Raw genomic sequence first — 21,438 nt, 5'->3', positions numbered from 1 at the left:
GGAGGAAGCCAACGATCGATCACAACAATGGCAGGCAATAATTACCGATCGCCTGGGCGGGGGCACCATATAGTCTGAATTTACCGTTGCTCATAATTTTATTTCAGATCAAAAATTATCATGCAACCTTTGATTTCATAATTACATCTGTTGTTCAGGCAAAGAAACACTCCAAAAACATTAAATAGCCATGACAGGAAAACAATTATTCGATCAATACCAATTCGCTGCGCAGGTAAACGGTTTTGGTTCTAATGAGTTCCAGTACGGAAACCTTTTGTATCAGGCCTTGAAAATTGAAGGCGAGGAGAAAATTTTCCAGCTTTTAGAAGAAGCCGAAAAATCAGGAAAGCGCATCTCGCTCGAATATCCGGAAGCGCCCGTGGAGAGTTTTCCTGAACCACACAGAGTGATTTTACTTTGAAATAATCGATCTAATAAAAAAGCCAGGGAGGACTTCAGACAGAAATCCTCCCTGGCCTTTTCATTAAAGAATTTACTTGATTGCAACCGGCACTTCGGTGTTATCCCACAACAGTGTAAAACCAGTTGATGTCACTTCATACTTCAGTTTTTCATTCATAGACGCGCTTTTGGCTGGTTTAGCTGTAACGCTCAAAACATCTTTTGAGGCATCTTTGCTCGTATCACCTGTACGTTTTATCCCCCACTGACCTGTTTCAGAATTGAAAATAAATGTCCACTCACTCGCGCCGGGAATTGCATAAAGACTATACTTTCCGGCCGGCAATTGTTTCCCGCCGATGGTCACAGCTTTATCCGTTTCAAAAATTGTTGCCTCATTTGCGCCAGCTCTCCATACTTTGTCGTACGGAACGAGGTCGCCAAATATTTTGCGTCCTTTCACCGAAGGACTTGAATAACTGATCGTAATATTTGCGCCACCCACTTTTCCCGATGCAGTTTGCGGCGGGCTTGGTCTACTTGCTTTATCGCCCTGAGCCCATGTGAGAGTTGCCATTAGCAACATCGCAAATGTCATCATAAAACCTTTTGCAATAATTTCCTTTTTCATGCTGTCCTTGAATTTTTGTTTAAATTTTCTTTTCCTTTTAATCGAGAAACGAATTCCCCTGACTAAAATAAACAAAATTTAATCATGATTAGAATCTATTTTTGATAAGCTTAGATCCATGAGGTTATTCACATTCAACATTTTAAGTTTTTATTTTTCAAAAAAATAAATTCAGAAGTTGAACGTCCTAAAGATGAAATTATAATTTACCCTGGAATGTATTCCGGCATTTTTTTTCTACCTGACAGATACCTAGCTTCGCCGCATCTTCCGGCACGTCCCTATCTGCTATGTTATCTGAACTTTTTACAGATTATAATTCTACTACTTATTTTATACTTGGTGTACTCGCCTTTATCGCAGGCTTCATTGACGCCGTTGTCGGAGGCGGCGGGCTGATTCAGATTCCAGCTCTTTTGATCGGCTTCCCCAATGCTCCGATTGCAACTTTATTCGGTACAAATAAAATTGCCGCTCTCGCCGGAACGGCTGTTGCTGCTTTTCATTATGCCAAGAAAATTGTTTTCGACTTCCTTCTTTTGTTTGTCATTTCTTTTTGTTGTTTCATTTCCTCGTTCACCGGCGCGCGGATCGTCAGCATGATCAATGTCAATGTGCTCAAACCAATCATTCTGTTTATTTTAATAGCTATCGCGCTCTATACTTTTTTCAAGAAGGATCTAGGATCTATCAAAACGAAGGAACTTCCTTTGACAAAACAACTTATTTATGGCGGTCTGATTGGCCTCGTAATCGGCTTTTACGATGGCTTTTTTGGTCCAGGCACCGGCAGCTTTTTTGTATTGGCTTTCGTTGTTGTACTTGGATTTGAATTTGTTCAGGCTTCTGCATATGCAAAAATCGTCAACTGCGTCACCAATATTTCGGCCTTGTTTGTTTTCATCCGTCAGGGAAATTATATGCTGGAACTTGCGCTGATCATGGCGGCCATGAACATGGCCGGAAACATGATAGGCAGCAAACTTGCATTACGAAAAGGCAACGATTTCGTACGTATCATCTTCCTGGTGGTCGTTACCCTTATGATCTTTAAGTATGGCTGGGAGATATTTGCTCCTGGTGCGTGAGATATATCTTTTGAAGAACCGGCGGAATAAGTGTTTCCAGATGATTTTTTCCCTTTATCGTTTTTTCCAGAATTAAAGAATCAATAAAAACCCGCTCAATCAACAGCTGCACCATTATATCTCCGTCCAGATAGATTTTTTCTGCCAGTGCGAAACACTTACGGGCCGTTTTGAAATGTTTTGATTCAAGATTTTTTCGAGTAAAATCAGACAAGCAATAAATTGAAGCATGGATGGACGAGAATGCTCTCGGAATTTCCGAGAAATAGGCTTTCCCATTCATTTTGGGAAGCTCGTGTTTTAATAAACCAATGATTTGAAATTGTGTTATCATAATCAATCAAATTAAATGCTGATGATGATTGTATCATTTCTATTCCTCAAAAAGTTTAAATGTCGTAAACTTTTGAATAATAATACTTTACTTATTTTTTAAGACTCTGACTAGCAAATTATACCTATCAAAACGATAAGAATTTTATCAGTTTGAGATTGAGCGAACGTTACAATTCAATTAAAATACTGATTTTCAAAACACAAAAACAGATTACCCGTACCATTGCTACTGGCCTGGTTTTTGAGTATTTGCCGTCAGGACAAAACAGAAATCTACCATGGAAAATCAGAAAGAGAGGGAAATAAAAGAGCTGCAGGAAAAAATTATGGCTAAGCGACAACAGGTCGAGTTTGAAAAGACTGAGATTGATCTTAATACTGAATTTGCCTCAGAAAACCGCGAAAACCCCGATGTAAGTGAGGAATTCAAGAATTTTTATGATCCTGCTGGAAATGTGATTGAACGAGGCGAGTTAAAAGAGCTGTCAGATGCGGAGGAAGACTTGATCCGTTTAATTGACCGGTTGAACAAGCTGATCCATCAGGAGAACTAGGATACCCGCGATTAAAAAATCCGCTATCAGGAAAATTCTGATAGCGGATCTTAATTTTTATCAAATATTTTTAGCAAGTAGTTTCTATTCGATAACGCGGACTCCAACATATGAACCGCTTGTTCCCGACGTATAAATTCTATGTTTAGCTGACTGAAAATCTGCCTCGGTTGCCTGGTAAATATTCACAAATTTCTGTGGATTTCGGTCCACGAGCGGAAACCAGGAGCTTTGTACCTGGATCATAATTTTATGACCTTTCTTAAATCGGTGTGCGGCATCCTGCATGTCAAATTTCACACGTTCCACTTTATTAGGAGTCATTGCTTCGGGTTTTGAAAAACTGTTGCGGAATTTGGCACGCATCACCTCTCCCCTGATCAGTAGCTGAAAACCACCCATTTTCATGGACGGATTCACAGGGCTGTCATTAGGTGCATCCCCGGGATATACATCGATCAGCTTGACAACAAAATCTGCATCTGTTCCCGTGGTTGACACAAAAAGATCGGCAAAAACATTTCCGGAAATTGCCACATCTTCCTTTAAAACATCAGACTCGTAAACAAGTACATCTGGCCTGGTCGCAGCAAAACGTTGGTCTTCATACATGTAATCACTACCGCGAATAATCCGGATCTCTGAAGTGTAGGGAACTGGTTTTGCCGGATCGCTCGTATACTCATCAAAAGAAGTTGCAGCATTTCCCCCGGAAGGTTCGAACGAAAGCTTTCCATTCGCATGCAAATAAAGTTTCTTTTCAACCGAATTTTTTGGTGGCCATTGATCGTACTTTTTCCATTCGTTCGATCCGGTTTCGAAGATAAATGCCTTCGGAAGTTTCGGATCCTGTTTGTCTTTCAGGAAATGATTGAAGTATGGCAATTCAATTTCTGACTGATAAAATGCACTTGTCTTAGAACCAAAACGGATATTACCAAGCGACTCTCCCGTTCCTCTCGCCCATCCCCCATGAATCCAGGGTCCCATCACGAGCAGATTGGGAGATTTAGGTTTATTGTTTTCTATGCCCTGATATGTTTTCAATGGTCCGTATAAATCTTCCTGATCAAACCAGCCACCAACGACCATAACAGCCGGTTTAATGTTTTTCAAGTGAGGTACCGGAGTACGGGATTGCCAGAATTCATCATAAACCTCATGCTCCATCAACTGATTCCAGATGCGGTTCTCGTGTTTGAAGATTTTTTCATTGACATTTTTTAACGGCCCCAAATTTTTGTAGAACTCATAAGAATCCGGTGTGCCATAATTAGAAAAAGCAGGTGTGCCCTTTGGGGTCGGAACAGGCCTTGGAGCGCCATAGGAAGAAATAAAAGCAAATGTTCCCATCAAGAAAAAAGCACCGTTGTGATGTCGGTCATCGCCCATATACCAGTCCGTGACCGGTGCCTGAGGCGAAGCAACTTTAAGTGCAGGATGCGCATCCACAGCTGTCATCGTTGCATAATATCCCGGAGCTGATATTCCCCAGCTTCCTACTTTTCCATTATTGTCCTGAATATTTTTTATCAGCCAGTCGATTGTATCAAACGTGTCAGAACTTTCATCAATATCAGTTTTGCTTTTTTTCTCACGAATAAAAGGGCGATATGCTTCAAAGTCGCCTTCCGACATATACTTCCCCCGAACATCCTGATAGACAACAATATATCCATCCCGGGCAAAATTCATAGATGGGCCTAACACCGTTTTGAACATCGTTTCACCATAAGGTGCAGAACTGTAAGGAGTTCTATTAAGGAGGATGGGGTATTTCTTGGAAGCCGAAATATCTTTCGGAATATAGATCGCCGTGAACAACTTCACACCGTCCCGCATCGGGATCATTTTTTCGATTTTATTGTAATGTTCGCGGATGTAAAGTGAATCTTCGTTAACTTTTCCTCTTTGTGCGAAGAGATCTGCGGTTGCTGAAAACAGAAAAATTAAAAGAAAAGCAAGACGGAGAGAATTGTGTTTTTTGATCAAATGAAAATCTGATCCACTGAACGAAAAGGCGGTTGTTTTCAAAATTAAATAGCTTAGTGAGTTCACAAGCTAATTTAGTAAAAACTTGCCACGAATACACAAATTTGCACTAATCCGGTTTAACAAATTCCAATGTCAGAAATCCGATGACATTTTCGTGTATCGTGGTCGGGTCAGATGCCGCCTTTTATGGCAAGCCGCATAGTTTTTAACTTATCGTTCGTCACTTTTTTTATCGCCGGCCGTAAGATTCTCTGGACTGCCGCCATCTCCAACCCGACACCGATGAACACCAGTTCCGAGATTGGATCGTCGTCCTCCCAGGTCCCGTAATTTTCAAACGTCAACCTTTTCCCAGTCGATTGCACCAGCACTTTTTCATTACTTCCTTCAAATTTAACAAAGCCTTTGATTCTGTAAATCTGTTTGTAATGGATCATCAGCGACACATTCAGCGCATGCATAAGATAATCCCGGTAATATACATTTTCCGTTTTGTAAGTTACTGTTTTGATCTTGTGAACGTTGGTATGCTTAAAATTCTGTTCAATCTCTGAAATATCTGGCGTCTTTTCCTGTCTTTCGCCTTCCAAAGCATCTATCGAAATTTTACCATCAGCTGATAAAATAATTTCAGCGAATGGATTCAATGAGTGCATCAGGCTTTCCAGTTTTGCGACATATTCTGGTGAAACAAAATTTATTTTATTGATGATGATCAAATCTGAAATTACAATCTGTCGAATCGTTTCTTCGGTTTCGGTAATATAATCTTCCACTGTTTCGGCATCTGCAACACAAATAACCTTTTTTAGTTTGAAAACCTTCCCTACGTCCTCTCTCTTGAAAATTTCGGCGACTGTTCCGGCATCTGCAACGCCCGTTGTTTCGATAAACAAATTATCCGGACGTTGTTCACTGAAAGCCAGTACATTCAAAACATCGTATAATTCCTCGTCAAGCGAGCAGCAGATACAGCCATTATTTAATTCATAAAGCTGGCTATACTGTTTGGCGATCAGGTTTCCATCAATCGAAGCCTTGCCGAATTCATTTTCAATCACTACATTCCGGCTGCCTTCCAGACTTTTCAGCAGATGATTTAATAGAGTTGTTTTTCCGGCACCCAAAAAACCGGTGATCAGATATACATTAATTGTTGACTGTGATTTCATACTATTAACTTATTTGCATCAAAGTTGCAATATACATTCATTAAACTGCAATCTTTTCAATAACATTTTGGAGCGTGAAAAATTCACAATCAGTTTCAGCCGGAGTTAAAATTAATGATAAATATTTACGAGATCTTTTTCAAATAACGTGTACGGATCGTCGTAAAAAACCTTAAAATCCGGAACGCTGACCTGACCGGGAAATGGAGCATAATAGTGAGTGGAACTCCTTGTATCGTTTCTCCAGACAAGAACATAAGCAAGATTTATCTTCTCGGCTTTCAGGGATTTTAACAGAGATTCTGTCCACCAGTTTTTATCAGGAATACTCTCCAGACCGGTTTCAGTGAATGCGGCGACTTTATTTGCCTTTTTCGCGTAGTCCGAAACAATTTTTAACTTTTTTATGCCGGCTTCTAAGTTGTATTTACCATCCCTGCCGAAGTCTGCATAATTGTCCATTCCGACCATATCCACAAATTTATCTCCTGGATATCTCTCCAAAAATTCCTGCTCTGAATTGAATTTGCAGTCAGGAGAAAAAACGTAAATGAAATTATGCACGCCTAATGTGTCACGCAGATAAGTGACCGTAAACTGCCACACTGAAATAAAATCCTCTCTGGAACAATGGCTTTTACCCCACCAAAACCAGTCCCCGTCAAACTCATGGTAAGGGCGGAATAACATCGGGACATTCGAGCCATCTTTTCCCTTTGCCGATTTTGCAAAATCAGCGATCGTTCTCAAAATTTCCTTGTATTTTTCATGATGAGACCCACCTGGTTTTATCAGTTCAATTGCCCGTGCCGACACAGAGTCTTTCCAATAAAATCCTCCGCCGGAAGCCGGATTCGAAAAATGCCAGGCGACCGTCGTTACACCACCACGGTTATAAGTATCAACAACATTTTTGCGCAGAACTTCGCTATTCTTTAAGATCTCATCAGCGGGACGGCCCGACAATCCGCTTATATCCACGCCAATAATCGCCGGATGCGAGCCAGTTACAGACTTTACATCGGAACGATCTGACTCACCAGACCATCCGTGGCCGTACTCGGTGGCATGCTGGTGGCCAAACAAAATGTTCGTACTTGCGATTTTCCCCAGATTACGGTAGAGCGCTTTGGTTTCTTTCGTAGCCTTTGTGTCGATCTGGGAAATGCCGACATGGCTTATGCAGAGAAGCAGCACAGTAAAAAGAGTATTTTTTTTCATAAAAGCATCCTGAGTAATTTAAAAATCTATTTTGTCGACATTTTATTCCAATTCCAGAACCGATAAAAAATGAAGTTTTGAAATCGGTATTTAGGCAACGGCAAAATTATGTACAAAACTGCGCCTTTAACTAATACTATTTTATCTATCCATGAATTGATAGAAACAGAATAACATGCATATTTTGGTTTAATATTGTAGAATAATAAGTATTAATCCCTTTGAAATCTCTTTTTCTTAAAATATTAAATAATTAATATTGATATTTTAACAAAACATTTCTGGAAAATCATAATACTTACAGTCATTATTAATACATATATTTGATTCTATTTTACATTTTGAAACACTGACATGATCGAAGTTTACAGGGAAATAACACCGTTAACGCAGTATGATTGTTTTACTGTTTTTTCCAGAAAAAAGAAGACGTTCGACTTCCCGCTCCACAATCATAATGAGTTTGAATTAAACCTGATTATGGGTGGGAAAGGTGTGAAGAGAATTGTCGGCGATCATACCGAAGTGATCGAAAACGCAGAGCTTGTACTGGTCGGGAATAATCTTCCTCACGGCTGGTTTACGCATCAGTATAAATGGGAAGAAGGTATGCCGGAAGTTGAAGAAATTACGGTTCAGTTCCACCGGGACCTGTTTGATGAGAAGCTGCTTCGCCGCAACCAGTTATTTTTTATTCGGTCTCTTATGGAAAAGGCGGTGCGGGGAATTGCATTTTCGAAAGACACAATAGAGAGAATTATGCCCCGTTTGATGTCGCTGAATCAAAAAAGCGGCTTTGACTCCATGCTTGAGCTAATGTCCATATTGCACGACCTCTCCATATCACGTAATATGCGTGTACTTTCAAACAGTACATTTACAGATGATAATATCAATTTTAACAGCCGGAGAATTGAGAAAGTTTTTGCTTACATGCGCGATAACTATGACAAGGAAATCACCTTGGAGGGAGTTGCTAAACTCGCAGGAATGACAGAAGTATCTTTCAGCCGGTTTATTAAAAAAAGGACAGGAAAAACCTTTATTGAAAGCTTGAATGAGATTAGGCTCGGACACACATCACGGTCGCTGATCGATACAACCAATACTATTTCTGAGATTGCCTACAAATGCGGCTTCAATAACCTTTCCTATTTTAACCGGATTTTCAAAAATAAAAACGGCTGTACACCCAAGGAATTCAGGGAGAATTATGCTGGCACAAGGACATTCGTCTAACGCGAATGTCCCCGCACAGCTATGCTAAACGTGTTTGACAAGCCATTTATCCAATGTGGCCTGAAGCGTTTCTTTCAAGACCGGCTTCGTTAAATAATCATCCATCCCGGCTTCTACACAACGCTCGCGCTCTCCTTTTAAAGTCCCGGCTGTCAGCGCAATAATTGGTGTGCGTTTTCCGCCAGATTCCTTATTCCGTATCTCAACGGATGCCTCGTAACCGTTCATTTCCGGCATTTGGACATCCATTAACACCAGATCAGGCTGTTCCTTTGCAAAAAGCGATACCGCTTCCTTGCCATTTAAGGCTTCAACAACTCGAACGCCGGCTAGTATTTTAGTTAGAAATGTTTTGACCAAAATCATATTAATCCGGTTGTCTTCTGCGACCAGAATCGTAATTTCTCCTCGATCTAATTCAGGAATTTCGACGACTTTTGTTTTCGCTGCCGGCAGCAACTCGGGTTTATCATTAGTATCCAATTTTTGCAGTGCGTTAAAAAGTTTCTGGATTTTAACTGGTTTCACAAGCTGGTAAACGATATTTAGCTCTCTGCTGAAATCACTTATATGCTGATCATCCGCAGAACCATACATCAAAATAATTCGCTGGTCCCGCATTATAGGATCTGTACTATTCCTTATTTCCCGGATGGTCGAAACACCAGTCATTTCCGATAGATGATAATCAATTAACAAGACGTCAAATTTCTTTTTCGAGTTCAGTAGATCAACCGCTTCTGCGCCGGTATGTACGATTTGCGATTCAATTTGCCGATTGGCAAGCATATCTTTAAGTATCAAACCATTTGCTACACTGTCATCAACGATTAACACATTATGAACCGACTCAATATTCGACCAGTCAGGCAAAGCGCTTTGATAAGATTTAAAAGTGACTTCAAAAAAGAATTTACTCCCTTGCGCAGGCCGGCTTTCAAGCTTTAACTGGCTATCCATCAGCGCTAAAAGCTTATTTGAAATCGGCAGACCGAGTCCGGTTCCTCCAAACCTTTTCGTTGTAGAGGCGTCTTCCTGGGCAAATGCTTCAAATATTTTCAGCAGATTTTTTTCATTGATTCCAATTCCGGTATCGCGCACAGAAAAACAGAATACCGTATCTCCATTTTCCAATTTTTCGATCACTTCTACTTTAAGTTCAATTTCTCCCTCTTCGGTAAACTTAACAGCGTTTCCTAAAAGATTGATCAATATCTGACGCAAACGAACCGGATCGACCCACGCAAATCGGGGAACATCCGAGGAAATATTCAGTAAAACTTCAAGATGTTTTTGATGCGCCTGATAAGTCACCATGTCAGTAACCTGCCCACAGAGTTCCAACAGATCAGTTTTCTCAACCGAGAGTTCCAATTTACCTGCTTCAATTTTAGAAAAATCAAGGATATCGTTAATAATATCAAGCAGCGAATTGGCAGATTGAAAAACCATGGATAGATATTGATGCTGAGTTTCATCAAGACCCGTTTTCATTAAAAGATCAGTAAATCCAATGACACCGTTCAGAGGGGTACGTATCTCGTGGCTCATATTTGTCAGGAATTCTGACTTGGATTTACTTGCGGCTTCGGCTAACTGACGAGCGTTTAAAATTTCCTGCTCCGCCAACTTTCGATCTGTAATGTCCTGGAGATACCCGTGCCATAATAAACTATCTTCCAGGCTTTCGGGAACAGCCTCGCCATTTAGCCAGCGAATCTCGCCTGAATCGCTCACGACACGATAATCCAGGCTCCACTTTTCAAGTGTTTCTTTCGAATAGGCAATCGAATCACTGAATCTTATTACATCGTCCGGATGCACTTTTTGGAAAAGTTGTGTACGATCACTGACTGTATACCCGTTCGTAAGATGATAGGAGCTCAGATTTTCTTTTGAGACGTAAGGAAAAGACATGGTCCCATCAGCAAAAACCTGGAACTGGAACAATGTTCCCGGAATTTGAGCCGAAAGTTTTCGAAGCAACACGGCATTTTTCTGACTTAGCTCTTCTGCCTTTTTCAACTCATCGATATCCTGAATTATACCGAAAACCCTTATGGTTTTTCCATTTTTACGATCCGCCTTTGCAATGATTCGTACCCAGATATCCTCTTTTGTCTCCGTCACGATCACAGCTTCCAGATTCATTGGTGTTCCATGTTCCAGACAAGCCTGGAAAGCTGCCACTACCTTTTCGCGGATAACATCGTTTTTATAAAAACTTAATCCTATTTCAACGGTCGCAACAAAATCCTGCGGAACCTTATGAATTTCTTTTGTTAATGCCGACCAAACCAATAACTCAGTTTCTACATCATATTCCCAGGCGCCGATCTTCGCAACCTTGCTGGTTTGCTCCAACAGCTCCTTCGTATGTTTTAGCTCTTCGTGGGCCTGCTTAAAAACCGTGATGTCCCGCATAACGGCAATGAAATTGGTACATTTACCACGTTCATTAAAGACTGGATTGATATTAAGATCGATCCAGTATTTGACTCCCGACTTGCTGTAATTCAGTATGGTTTCATGAACCGGAAGCCCTTCTGCAATGGCCTTAGCCAAACGTTGTTTTGTTTCCTGACTCGTCTCCGGCCCCTGAACCAGCTCAGATGGTTTTTTTCCTGTAACTTCACTCAGTTTATATTCCGACCTCTTTTCAAAAGCTTCGTTAACCCAGGTAATAAGGCCGTTCGCATCTGAAATTATAATCATTTCCGTTGTCTTGGAAGCGACCAGGGCCAATTCTTTTAATTTCTCTTCATCCAGTTTTCTTTGGGTAATATCATGACTGGTAAGCACAATTTCACCATTTGTAGGATCTAGGCTTGCCTGGGTATTACTCCAAAACCAATTTCCATTTTTATGACGAATGCGATGTTCAACCTGAGGTGCCGAAGTTTGATTTTCGACTGTCGATCTCAAAGCCACAAAACAGCGATCAATATCTTCGGGATGTACAAATTCGGTAAAACTATGCCCTATCGTCTCGCAAATTTCATAACCATACAACTTCGTCCAGCTTGGTGATGTATAGGTAAATATTCCCTCCGGATTAATGATAAAGAGGACATCAGTCATATTGGAAACAAGAGCTGAAAAATCTCTTTCCATTTTGATCTTCCTGGTTACGTCATAACCAACACTCAATATTTCAGTTACGTAACCTTTATCATCAAGAATTCCGGTGAACTCCCATTCACTTGCCTTAATTTTTTTGTCTTTGGTATACTTATGGAGAATAATTTTATGAGGCTCCCCTGGATTTGCGAAGCAAAACCTTCCTACTTCAAAACACTTTTGATGATCTTCTTCTACGATTGTAGCTGTCGCACTGGTACCTAAAATTTCTTCCCGACTCACTCCGAAAGCTTTGCAAAAGTATTCGTTGACATACGTATACTTACCTTCCCAGTTGATCCTTGTGATGTAAATTGATTGATTATTCAATACGGACTGGTAAAAACGCGCCTGTTCACTGGCGTCTACATCCTCCTCGCCTTCGTTTGGAATAATTGTCGCAGCGCATACAAAGCGAATCGGCTTGCCTTGCTCGTCATGAATACACTTCATTTGACAGCGCATCCAGATCGTAAATTGATTTTTATGGACAAATCGAATCACTTTTTCAAAAACTGATTCAAAAATACCACAATACAAGAAAGCACTTTCAGCTAACTCATCGATATCTGACTGATAGGCAATGGTTTGTAGATTATTTTTAAAAAGAGGAATATCCTGAGCATTGTAACCCAGACTGTTCCACAATTTAGGATTAGCCCATTGATTAGCAGGTTTTTCCAAATCCCAATACCAGAAGCCATCCAGACCAAATTGCTGGATGAAATCAAATATATCCTCACGTCTGCTAATTAAATTGTAAAATTCCTTCTTTAAGTAGTCCATCGTTGAGCTTACCTTTCCTGATTATCAACTGGTAATCTATAAAATACAAAAATCACCATTCTTCAAAATATTTCATTTTCCGTTTTCAGGAATAAGCCGAAATTCGCGATTATATCCCGAAAATAGTACATTTATTACCATACTTTCAAATTAAGTTCACGTTTGAAAATCGAATCAGGTATAAGACAATACTGACAGACAAAAACATGTAAAAAAACAAAAAAGGCAACCCGTATTGCGAGCAACCTTTCTACACCTGACACTTAGTTTTGATTTTTATCTCAAAAATTACCGGGGAAATTCTTTGTAAATTTCTTCTGCACCTGATGGCCGGGAAGATTTATCTGCATGTTTAAATTTCAGCTCAAATTTGTCCTTGAAAAGACCATGGCGTCCCAACCATGTCCGCCGCCAATCTGGTAAAGATCTGGTTTCCTTTTCATGACGAAAATATTTTTAATATTAGTTTTTTAAAACTAAAAGGATTGTCTTTGCTGCCACGACTACGACCGCGATATACTCGCCACTCTAAAATCTCTGTTTGAAACTGCTGTACTCCTTCTCGCTCACGTTTCTGATATTATCGGCGAAGGCCATTCCGTGCGGGGACTAAAAACCTCTCTCTTGCGGCCCGAAGCCAGCTCCGAACCGAGTAAACCCGCTATGCCGTGCTGCGGAAAAACTGTACCGGGCTCACCGAACACAAGGAAAAATCGAGAAAATGAAGTATGTAAAACGAGACAAAAAAGAGCAACACACCAACACCAACCTGAACCAAAGTTGGCCTTGACATCTCCTAAGTCGGCCTTTTATGATTTAAATTATGAAATGATAGACGCAAAAGTTTTTACGCAAAAAAATGAAAATTATTCATAAAACTTTCATTATCCCTTATCCTTCCATTGTCCGCAGCGCTTCTTCCATTCCTCACGAATTTTCTCTCGCTCCTCTGAACTTCTCTGCCATTTTTCCCGGAAGCCCATCCCAGGACCATCATGGCGCTTGGCAAAACCAAAGCCACCAAAAAGTATTTTACAAAGCACGAGCAAACCGGCAGATTGCCAGAAAGTAATAGATTTTACACCCAGCAGTTCAGGGAGAATTGCATTCCACAGAAGCATCACAACACCGCTTACCAGACAAATGATAAGCGGAACAATCAGCAAAAATTTGGCCTTGTTTTTTCTAAAATCTTTGGGACCGTCGTACATCTTTTATAGTTTCTTTAATTAAAAAATTCATCATACAAGCGCTTCATCCGCTTCCTTAAATGTTTCACTGCATATCCTTTACGCGAAATAATTGTTTTTAAATTTTCATTCGTACGGTTTGCAATATCCTGCAAAGTAAGGTCTTCCAATTCATTCCACACAAATACCTGACGCTGATTTTCCGGTAATTCTTCCAGTGCCAAAAACAATTCTTTCCAAAATGCCTCTCTTATATATTCAGTTTCGGGCGTATAATTATCGGCGAGAAGAATTTCACCCATATTAAACCCGTCATCGTCGTCTTCATAATTGAAATCTTCAATTAACTCGGGTGTTTTTTTTCGATATTTATCAATGATTTTGTTTCGCGCAACCTGGTGTAACCAGCCGCTCATCTGATCAATTTCGTCAATATTGATCACGTTGCTTAACTGATACCAAACGTCCTGTAAAATATCTTCCGCATCTTCCTCCGAACGTACCTTATTGCGGATAAAACCAAAGAGACGTTTTCCGTATTCCTTGATTGTATCCCCAATTGTATTTCCGGTGTCTGTTGTCATTCCTTGGCTAAGCATTTCCCAATTTTTTCAGGAAGACGGATGATTTTTGATATTACTTTAAAAGTTTTGATTTTTTTTAATAAAGTTACGAGAGATTATTAAAGGGGGTACGTTCGGCACTATACGAAATAGCCATCATAAAGCTTACAGCAAAAGGCTATTTTTCGTAATATTTCCAGTTTGAAAACCGGATCTCAAAATTTGGGAAAACGTTTGTCGAGCTTCCTGTCCGACGGTTTTTTTTACCGTTGGACAGGTAATAAACAGAACAGAGAAATCTTGAAAATCAAAAGACCAGCCTTATCTAAAATTTCTATCAGAACAATAAAGCATCAACCCTGTGCGACTGTACAATATTATCACAAGGCGACCAGGAAAAAATTGTAAACCGTCCGTCCTGAGAAGCAACCAGAGCGAGACTATCGCGCTGATCGTAAACAAATTGCGCGGCGGACAAATGCCGTGTACCGCCATTTTGAACCGGATGAACGACCGAAGCCACATTTCCAACAATCGGCTCAGTAACCATGATTTTATCCACCCTCGACGAAAACCCTGAACGACCGATTTTTACGCCAAAGGCCAGTAATTCAAATCGGTCATTAATAATCGTAGCGCCGTCAACGGCAGTCAGGCCAGCAACATGGTTAACGGCGCTGGTAATTTTATTCAGCCAAACGGGATGTTCCGCTTCAGTTTCATGTTTTTTATAAAGGTCCGCGAGTTCCGTGTAAGTCGGCGTAACAGAATAAGAAATCGGGTGAATTATTGAATCGCGCCACGTTTCCTTACCCGAAGGAACGACCAGTAAAGTGCCACCGCGTTTATGATCGCGCATTGAAACGGCCAACTGCACCATTACATTCAATGAATCGTTCCAAAGCGATGATGAATTAAAACCGATCAATGACGTTACCAAATTCGGACAATCAGGAATTTTCCCGCTGATATCATCCACAATTTTTATCTGATCACCCTTAAGAACTGCCACATTGACAAACTTGCCGAAACCATCGATCCGGCGGTGTTTGATTACCAGCATTCCGGGTTCAATTACTTCAAGAACAAAACATAAATTGGGAATAACACGGGTGGTTCCCCAAATATATAACTCACCATTTTCAATCCAAATACCCAGATGTATTCCCGAACGCTCCACAGCGGGCGCGAGCTTGGTCAGAATGGCCGGCGAAAAATTCAGTCTTTTTTCAAAAATCAGGGGCTGCCCAGAACGTTCCGGCGGCAGAAAAGCCAGGGAAACAGAAGGAGAATGCCCCTCTTCCCGACGCAAACTTGCCCAAAAAGTAGTATCAATGATTGCCTCAATCACTTCTGCACTTGGCCGTGGTGCAAAATCATCCACATTATGTTGTTTCGCAGATTCGTGATGGTAAAGAAAATGTTCCTCCACTGTCTTTGCTACCGACTGGGCAGCCTGATATGTCGTCGATGCGGAGATCATACTACTCATTTTCACTTCTTCATTTAAAATATCAGCCATGAGATTGATAGGCAACTTACAAGTTAAAACTTTAGGAAACTACATAGGAAACGAAGGTTACACAAAGAAAATTCCAGCCTGATTAAATTTAAAACATACTTCATTAGTACCTCAAAATCGAATATTATAAATTTTAATGGATTATGTTTTGAATATAATTCTGAATTTAAATAAATTTACAGAACAATGAACGGAATAGATATTATACTTGACAAAGTGGATTTGAGCATCCTTCGGCTGATGCAGGAAAATGCACGCATTTCAAATGCAGATTTGGCACGTGAGCTGGAGATGGCCCCCTCGGCGGTTCTGGAAAGAGTGAAAAAACTCGAACAGAAAAGCGTGATTCTGCAATATACCACCCGAATTAACCCCGGAGCATTACAACAAAATCTGGTGGCGTTTATTTCAATGAAGGCTGCGGATGGTCTTGGAAGTAATAATGCAGCGATCGAACTTGCTAAAATTCCGGAAGTGCAGGAAGTTCATTGTATTGCAGGTGACGACTGTTATCTGATCAAAGTCAGAACAAGTGACTCTTCAACGTTGATGGACCTGATGAGAAATTCATTCAGTAAGATCCCTAATATTCTGTCTACCAGAACAACGATCGTTCTGGAAACTGTGAAAGAACAACAACAACTGGTAATACCCGAAAAATAGTACTCATGGAATCTAACCAAAACAAAAATGCCTCGACCGCCATGGTGGTTCTGGCTTTCGCAACGGTTTATATCGTTTGGGGGTCCACTTATTTCTTCATTCAAAAAGCACTTACGGGCTTCCCGCCGTTTCTGATCGGTGTTCTACGATTTATTGCCGCAGGTTTGCTAATGATGGCCTGGTGTGCAATAAAAGGTGAGAAAATTTTTGATTTCCCCAGTATCAAGACTGCGGCAGTCACGGGTTTGCTTTTGCTTTTTGTTGGAAATGGCGTTGTTATATGGGTTGAACAGACACTGCCAAGCGCTATGGTCGCCATTATGATCTCATCTTCCCCAATCTGGTTTATCCTTCTTGACAAACCAAAATGGAAAGAAAACCTGAACAACAGATCAACCATTATAGGGCTTTTAATTGGTTTCGTGGGAGTCATATTGTTATTGAGCGAACATCTGATCGCCGCATTTTCGTCCATACAAAACGGATCTGAGCTGATCGGTTTATCGATGCTCGTTATCGGGACAATTTCCTGGGCCGGCGGTTCATTGTATTCAAAATATAACACAACAGGTGGCTCCTCGATGGTAAATACTTCCTGGCAAATGCTGATCGCAGGCGTTGCATTCATACCCGGAAGTCTGATTCAGGGGGAATTCTCAATAATTCAGTGGAACAATATACCGACAGCGACATGGCTGTCAGTCATTTATTTAATTTTCTTCGGATCAATTGCAGCATATAGCGCCTACGTTTGGCTGCTTAAAGTTCAGCCTTCAACAAAAGTGAGTACCTATGCGTACGTGAACCCGGTCATCGCTGTTTTACTAGGGATATTTTTTGCAAAAGAGACCATATCTTCCATTCAAATAATCGGCCTGATCGTCATTTTAGGAAGTGTTGTTTTGATTAATCTGGATAAATACAGAAAAGAAGCGAAAGCTTTGCGGACCGCCGGGGTATAATTGATTAATGTTTCTTTATAAGTTTCGAAGGTGAAAATTAGATTCGCAAAATTGCGGATCTATTTTTTTTATAATTTTAATATATAATTTAACTTTATATTTTATTGTTTTTTATATTAGCTTAAATGTTATATTACCAGTAATCAAGATGATACAAAATTACATCAAGGTTTCCTTCCGTTCTCTCTATAAGAATAAACTGTCGACGTTAACCAATATCGTCGGACTTTCTGTAAGTATGGTCATCGGTGTACTGCTGTTTGCCATGGTGAAAACAAACTGGGAAACAGATCATTTTCATCGTCATATTGCGAGAACATTCCGGATACTCACTTCCGTTAAGGGGAAAGAAAATACACTTTGGGCAACCTCCCCGCCAACGATTGTCCAAAATATTTCAAAGCTGAGTTTTGTCGAGAAAACCATACTTGTGAGGCACGGAGGCCTGATGAATGTCTCAACAGAAAAAGGCGCTGTTTCTGCTTCCGTGACATTTTCGGAGCCTGCCTTCTTTGAAATTTTTGGTTTCGAATTGCTAAGCGGAGATTCCCGAAAAACGCTGGATGATCCAAATTCAGTTTTGATAAGCGAAGAGATGTCGGAAAAACTTTTTGATACTCAAAATGCGCTGGGGAGAGCAATAAAATTTGACGGTTGGGGAAATTTTTTAGTAGGTGGAATAATCAAGAAACCGTTATTTAAAACTCATTTACCCGTCGAAGTAATGTTTTCTTTGAAAGCAGCGACGGCGCTGGAAAATAGAAATCTGATACAAAAACTCTCGACCAGCGAAGATTATAAAAGTGTTTCACTTTACGTACTGACCAAAGCTTCTAAAGATGTCGAAAAGTTAAATAATGCTCTTAAAAATCTATCTGTCGAAAGTCGAAACGGCGGAGAGAAATACATTTTCTCTGCTCAGAATATTGAAGAAATAACACCATGGAATCCAGCTGTAAAAAATGATCTCCATGCAGGTATGCATCAGCAAGCTATGAATATGTGGATTTTTCTCGCTTTGGGACTAACCTTACTGGCGGCCTTTAATTACACAGGCTTGTCCGTAGCGAGAATTCTTTCGAGAGCCAAAGAAGTTGGAATAAGAAAAACAAACGGTGCACGGCAGAAACAGATATTTTCGCAGTTTATCGTTGAGGCTATCGTGATTTCATTTTTAGCGCTGATCATTGCCTATCTTGGAATTTTTTCCATTCGTCAAGCCGGAGGATTTAGCATAGGTGCAGATTTGAACATTAAACCTGATCTGTATTTTATTCCAATACTATTCCTATATGCCGTTATCACGGGTTTTGTGGCTGGAATTATTCCGGCTTTCTTCCTTGCCAGATTCAAACCGGTTGATGTTTTAAAAAATCTAAAAACAATACGTTTGGTAACGAGGATCAACTTTTATAAAGCTATCATCGTCATTCAATTCTCTGTTACTGTTATGCTCATGATCTTCTTCGTTATACTGAAAGATAGCATGGGCAAGCAGCACGATCTTCTTTTGAGTAATCTGCCGGAAAATATTATTATTGTTGAATTAAAAAACAGGAAGGCGACTATTATTAAATCAGAAATTGAAAGACTTGGACAAGTTGAAAAAATCGCTTTATCAAATTGTCTTCCATTCAGTAACCCTTCTGAAAAATGCACGTTAAAACTCACGTCGCCGGAAAGAGAAACAGTGGTTTATTCTGCTTTTGTCGACCAGAATTTCCTCGAAATTTTCAACTTAAAATTAAAAGCCGGCAGTAATTTCCCTGGAAAAGCCGTAGAAAAAGACGCGCATTATGCGCTCGTTAATACATCGGCAGCCCGTTTGATCAAACAGAAAAACGGTCGGGAAAATGACCTTATCGGAGAAATCATTGCAGTCGATTCGACACATATCCAGATCATTGGAATTCTTGCCGAAAATGAATTTGACTCTGAATTTACGGTTCCTACGATCTATCGGTATAACGATTCGAACGCGAATTTTCTCGCAATCAAAAGTCATCCCGCTTCTTCAGACAACATCCGGTTATTAAAAAAAATCTGGCAGAAAACATTCCCTGATTTCAGTCCGGCAATTTACAATTACAGAGAAAATGCAATCTCAGAATCGAAGGCTGGCGAGGCTGAATTCAGTTTACCTTTTGGCGTTTTGTGCAGTGTAGTTATGCTCGTTGCATGCCTTGGAGTTCTGGGCATGGCGAATTACGCTGTACAATCCGGTAAGCTTCCGATCAGTATTCGAAAAACCTTTGGAGCGAATAATCAACAAATTTTGGCATCGGTGACCAAGCCATTTTTAAAACTTTTGCTGCTGTCAGGAGTCTTCGGAATTCCATTGGGCTGGTTCTGCGGAAATCTACTAAAAACACGCTTCGGCTCTCATGTAGATTTAAGTTTTTACAACCTATTAATCGGATTCGGCATTGTCCTGGTGGTTGGAACAGCTGTTGTCGTTTCCCAGACGTTTAGGATAATATATATCAATCCGGCGAAAATTATACGTGGCGAGTGAATAGAAATTATCTGTTATTCCGGGATGCGCAAAGCAACTACGACGGAGCCAAAAATAGTTTAGTCTGATTTTAAGGTCCCGATTGAATGTCCATGAAAATAAGCAGAAGCCAGAAGAAAAAACCAATATATTGGATCAATTAAACATTTTCCTTTGATATATGACCAAGTCTTGGGGAAGTATGAATAACTCGACTATTTCACAATACTTGTTCCGGCATTAAAAACTCCGGTCGCCGATGCACGCTCTTTTGCGGAAGGCATTCTGCAATCGTTTTCAACATCGCCGGATAACTCTCTGCCGAGACCAACACGGGCAACAGCAAAGCGAATTCACTTCTTACCGAGGCGCGCAGGATGCCTGCGATATTCCAAAAAAATGATCTTTATGGTATAGCCAGATTTAGTGACGATTTTATTATGATACTGCGTTGATTTTTAATCTTTAAAAGAAGACCAGAAATGAAATTATAAGATGAAATTAGTAAATCGATAATCGTAAATGACCCGCAGCAAACGGAAATTCTAGTTAAACGCTTTCAGCTTTTCGGCAAATTGCCCGAAAAATGCTTTCAGACCCCTCCAATCTTTTTCCTGAATCATCTTTTTATCAAAAAGCTGGCTACCAATACCCAATCCGTCTGCACCGGCTTTTAAAAACTGGTCCATATTGTCAAGATTTATCCCCCCTGTCGGCAACACTTTCATTTTATTTAAAGGTGCCTTCAAATCTTTGATATAGTCTGGTCCGAGAGAAGTTGCCGGGTAAATCTTAACCATTGCTGCGCCGTAGGTCCATGCGTTATAAAGCTCCGTGGGTGTAAACCCGCCAGGAAAAATCGGAATTCCATTTTTTGCGCAATACTTGATGATCTTTTTATTGATCACCGGCGTCACAATAAACTGAGCTCCCGCATCCAGCGCATTTTCTAAATCTTCTTTTGTACAAACCGTCCCCGCGCCTATATTCAACCCCTCGCTCTCATTTTCCAGCGCATACCGGATCATCTCTTCTGCTCCGGGCGTGTTCATCGTTATTTCAATCGTCGTTAGACCAGCTTCGCGGTATATCGGCAAAATCTTTTTCACATCTTCCAGCGAAAGATTTCTGATGATACCTACAATCGGTGCTTTTTTAAACAATTCCTGTGAAAAAGAATTTTTACTCATGATTTATATTTTATTCATTTTTAATGTCTGACTTTAATAATTCCTTACTTGCTCTGCTACTGTCGTTTTATCAACTAAATCTCCTAAACCGTTTTAATTTCTTTACGAGATTTAAGTCTTATTACTAATTTATTTAGCTCATATAAACTATTTCCGCTGCAATAACCAGGCTTTTATTTTGCGCAATTACCTGGTAAATTAACTCATTTCCAATCTTTATTCCACGCAAATGGTTGGGAGGACAAGTAAAATAGAAGTTTTATAATGAAAAAATATTTCATTACGTATTTATTCAAAATAATACCTA

The 21,438-nt window shown here is 40.2% G+C and carries 17 protein-coding genes; 7 read left to right on the top strand and 10 right to left on the bottom strand.

The window, feature by feature from the left end; translation table 11 throughout:
* The first annotated feature begins 190 nt into the window (after window positions 1–190).
* Complete coding sequence (locus tag BMY70_RS20610) at window positions 191–424, top strand: hypothetical protein (protein ID WP_090338167.1); 234 nt, start codon at window positions 191–193, stop codon at window positions 422–424.
* Between the two features lie 72 nt (window positions 425–496).
* On the opposite strand, the gene BMY70_RS20605 is transcribed toward BMY70_RS20610, so the two are convergent.
* Entirely contained in the window at window positions 497–1,036 is a 540-nt protein-coding gene (locus BMY70_RS20605) for a DUF2911 domain-containing protein (RefSeq protein WP_090338166.1), read from the bottom strand.
* Window positions 1,037–1,326: 290 nt separating this feature from the next.
* Between BMY70_RS20605 and BMY70_RS20600 the strand changes: the two genes are divergently transcribed.
* The gene (locus BMY70_RS20600; protein ID WP_090338165.1) at window positions 1,327–2,124 is read left to right on the top strand and encodes a sulfite exporter TauE/SafE family protein; all 798 of its coding nucleotides are present in this window, start codon (window positions 1,327–1,329) and stop codon (window positions 2,122–2,124) included.
* Here BMY70_RS20600 and BMY70_RS20595 read toward each other — a convergent pair.
* Window positions 2,087–2,458, bottom strand: a complete 372-nt coding sequence (locus BMY70_RS20595) for a DUF7674 family protein (RefSeq protein ID WP_090338164.1) — start codon at window positions 2,456–2,458, stop codon at window positions 2,087–2,089. The genes BMY70_RS20600 and BMY70_RS20595 overlap by 38 nt on opposite strands.
* Window positions 2,459–2,738: 280 nt before the next feature.
* Here BMY70_RS20595 and BMY70_RS20590 point away from each other — a divergent pair, with 280 nt between their 5' ends.
* Entirely contained in the window at window positions 2,739–3,014 is a 276-nt protein-coding gene (locus tag BMY70_RS20590) for a hypothetical protein (protein ID WP_090338163.1), read from the top strand.
* An 84-nt stretch (window positions 3,015–3,098) separates the two neighbouring features.
* Here BMY70_RS20590 and BMY70_RS20585 read toward each other — a convergent pair whose 3' ends face one another.
* The 3 genes from BMY70_RS20585 to BMY70_RS20575 form a co-directional block, all read right to left on the bottom strand.
* Window positions 3,099–5,048: a CocE/NonD family hydrolase gene (locus BMY70_RS20585; protein ID WP_229209708.1), complete on the bottom strand. Its 1,950-nt coding sequence runs from the start codon at window positions 5,046–5,048 to the stop codon at window positions 3,099–3,101.
* Between the two features lie 131 nt (window positions 5,049–5,179).
* Window positions 5,180–6,181 carry a CobW family GTP-binding protein gene (locus tag BMY70_RS20580; protein ID WP_090338161.1) on the bottom strand — a complete coding sequence of 334 codons (1,002 nt, stop codon included), beginning with the start codon at window positions 6,179–6,181 and terminating at the stop codon, window positions 5,180–5,182.
* Window positions 6,182–6,292: 111 nt separating this feature from the next.
* On the bottom strand, window positions 6,293–7,402 hold the full coding sequence (locus BMY70_RS20575) for a glycoside hydrolase family 26 protein (protein ID WP_090338160.1): 1,110 nt from the start codon (window positions 7,400–7,402) through the stop codon (window positions 6,293–6,295).
* A 354-nt stretch (window positions 7,403–7,756) separates the two neighbouring features.
* Here BMY70_RS20575 and BMY70_RS20570 point away from each other — a divergent pair, with 354 nt between their 5' ends.
* Entirely contained in the window at window positions 7,757–8,641 is an 885-nt protein-coding gene (locus tag BMY70_RS20570; RefSeq protein WP_090338159.1) for an AraC family transcriptional regulator, read from the top strand.
* A 24-nt stretch (window positions 8,642–8,665) separates the two neighbouring features.
* On the opposite strand, the gene BMY70_RS20565 is transcribed toward BMY70_RS20570, so the two are convergent.
* The 4 genes from BMY70_RS20565 to BMY70_RS20545 all read right to left on the bottom strand — a co-directional run bounded on the left by BMY70_RS20565 (window position 8,666) and on the right by BMY70_RS20545 (window position 15,822).
* Window positions 8,666–12,547 (bottom strand): PAS domain S-box protein, encoded by a 3,882-nt coding sequence (locus BMY70_RS20565; protein WP_090338158.1) that lies wholly within the window; start codon window positions 12,545–12,547, stop codon window positions 8,666–8,668.
* A gap of 884 nt (window positions 12,548–13,431) precedes the next feature.
* On the bottom strand, window positions 13,432–13,758 hold the full coding sequence (locus BMY70_RS20555) for a hypothetical protein (protein ID WP_090338156.1): 327 nt from the start codon (window positions 13,756–13,758) through the stop codon (window positions 13,432–13,434).
* 14 nt (window positions 13,759–13,772) lie between these two features.
* Window positions 13,773–14,336: an RNA polymerase sigma factor gene (locus tag BMY70_RS20550; RefSeq protein ID WP_229209707.1), complete on the bottom strand. Its 564-nt coding sequence runs from the start codon at window positions 14,334–14,336 to the stop codon at window positions 13,773–13,775.
* Between the two features lie 301 nt (window positions 14,337–14,637).
* Entirely contained in the window at window positions 14,638–15,822 is a 1,185-nt protein-coding gene (locus tag BMY70_RS20545; RefSeq protein ID WP_218148657.1) for a putative sensor domain DACNV-containing protein, read from the bottom strand.
* 186 nt (window positions 15,823–16,008) lie between these two features.
* On the opposite strand from BMY70_RS20545, the gene BMY70_RS20540 reads away from it, so the two are divergent.
* The 3 genes from BMY70_RS20540 (at window position 16,009) to BMY70_RS20530 (ending at window position 19,962) form a co-directional block, all read left to right on the top strand.
* Entirely contained in the window at window positions 16,009–16,485 is a 477-nt protein-coding gene (locus BMY70_RS20540; protein ID WP_090338155.1) for an Lrp/AsnC family transcriptional regulator, read from the top strand.
* A 5-nt stretch (window positions 16,486–16,490) separates the two neighbouring features.
* Entirely contained in the window at window positions 16,491–17,447 is a 957-nt protein-coding gene (locus tag BMY70_RS20535; RefSeq protein WP_229209706.1) for an EamA family transporter, read from the top strand.
* Window positions 17,448–17,595: 148 nt separating this feature from the next.
* A complete protein-coding gene (locus BMY70_RS20530; RefSeq protein WP_090338154.1) occupies window positions 17,596–19,962 on the top strand; it encodes an ABC transporter permease in 2,367 nt (788 codons plus the stop codon).
* A gap of 524 nt (window positions 19,963–20,486) precedes the next feature.
* Here BMY70_RS20530 and BMY70_RS20525 read toward each other — a convergent pair.
* On the bottom strand, window positions 20,487–21,131 hold the full coding sequence (locus BMY70_RS20525) for a bifunctional 4-hydroxy-2-oxoglutarate aldolase/2-dehydro-3-deoxy-phosphogluconate aldolase (protein WP_090338153.1): 645 nt from the start codon (window positions 21,129–21,131) through the stop codon (window positions 20,487–20,489).
* Between the last annotated feature and the right edge of the window lie 307 nt (window positions 21,132–21,438).

It is taken from the genome of Dyadobacter koreensis (assembly GCF_900108855.1).
Taxonomy (GTDB): domain Bacteria; phylum Bacteroidota; class Bacteroidia; order Cytophagales; family Spirosomataceae; genus Dyadobacter; species Dyadobacter koreensis.
Note: the sequence above shows the minus strand (reverse complement) of the source record. Positions and strands in the feature narration are given on the sequence as shown.

Coding starts and splice junctions, on each gene's coding strand:
- BMY70_RS20570 (WP_090338159.1), top strand. CDS start 7,757: ATGATCGAAGTTTACAGGGAAATAACACCGTTAACGCAGTATGATTGT.
- BMY70_RS20610 (WP_090338167.1), top strand. CDS start 191: ATGACAGGAAAACAATTATTCGATCAATACCAATTCGCTGCGCAGGTA.
- BMY70_RS20580 (WP_090338161.1), bottom strand. CDS start 6,181: ATGAAATCACAGTCAACAATTAATGTATATCTGATCACCGGTTTTTTG.
- BMY70_RS20530 (WP_090338154.1), top strand. CDS start 17,596: ATGATACAAAATTACATCAAGGTTTCCTTCCGTTCTCTCTATAAGAAT.
- BMY70_RS20600 (WP_090338165.1), top strand. CDS start 1,327: ATGTTATCTGAACTTTTTACAGATTATAATTCTACTACTTATTTTATA.
- BMY70_RS20540 (WP_090338155.1), top strand. CDS start 16,009: ATGAACGGAATAGATATTATACTTGACAAAGTGGATTTGAGCATCCTT.
- BMY70_RS20550 (WP_229209707.1), bottom strand. CDS start 14,336: ATGCTTAGCCAAGGAATGACAACAGACACCGGAAATACAATTGGGGAT.
- BMY70_RS20565 (WP_090338158.1), bottom strand. CDS start 12,547: ATGGACTACTTAAAGAAGGAATTTTACAATTTAATTAGCAGACGTGAG.
- BMY70_RS20545 (WP_218148657.1), bottom strand. CDS start 15,822: ATGGCTGATATTTTAAATGAAGAAGTGAAAATGAGTAGTATGATCTCC.
- BMY70_RS20590 (WP_090338163.1), top strand. CDS start 2,739: ATGGAAAATCAGAAAGAGAGGGAAATAAAAGAGCTGCAGGAAAAAATT.
- BMY70_RS20595 (WP_090338164.1), bottom strand. CDS start 2,458: ATGATAACACAATTTCAAATCATTGGTTTATTAAAACACGAGCTTCCC.
- BMY70_RS20525 (WP_090338153.1), bottom strand. CDS start 21,131: ATGAGTAAAAATTCTTTTTCACAGGAATTGTTTAAAAAAGCACCGATT.
- BMY70_RS20555 (WP_090338156.1), bottom strand. CDS start 13,758: ATGTACGACGGTCCCAAAGATTTTAGAAAAAACAAGGCCAAATTTTTG.
- BMY70_RS20535 (WP_229209706.1), top strand. CDS start 16,491: ATGGAATCTAACCAAAACAAAAATGCCTCGACCGCCATGGTGGTTCTG.
- BMY70_RS20575 (WP_090338160.1), bottom strand. CDS start 7,402: ATGAAAAAAAATACTCTTTTTACTGTGCTGCTTCTCTGCATAAGCCAT.
- BMY70_RS20605 (WP_090338166.1), bottom strand. CDS start 1,036: ATGAAAAAGGAAATTATTGCAAAAGGTTTTATGATGACATTTGCGATG.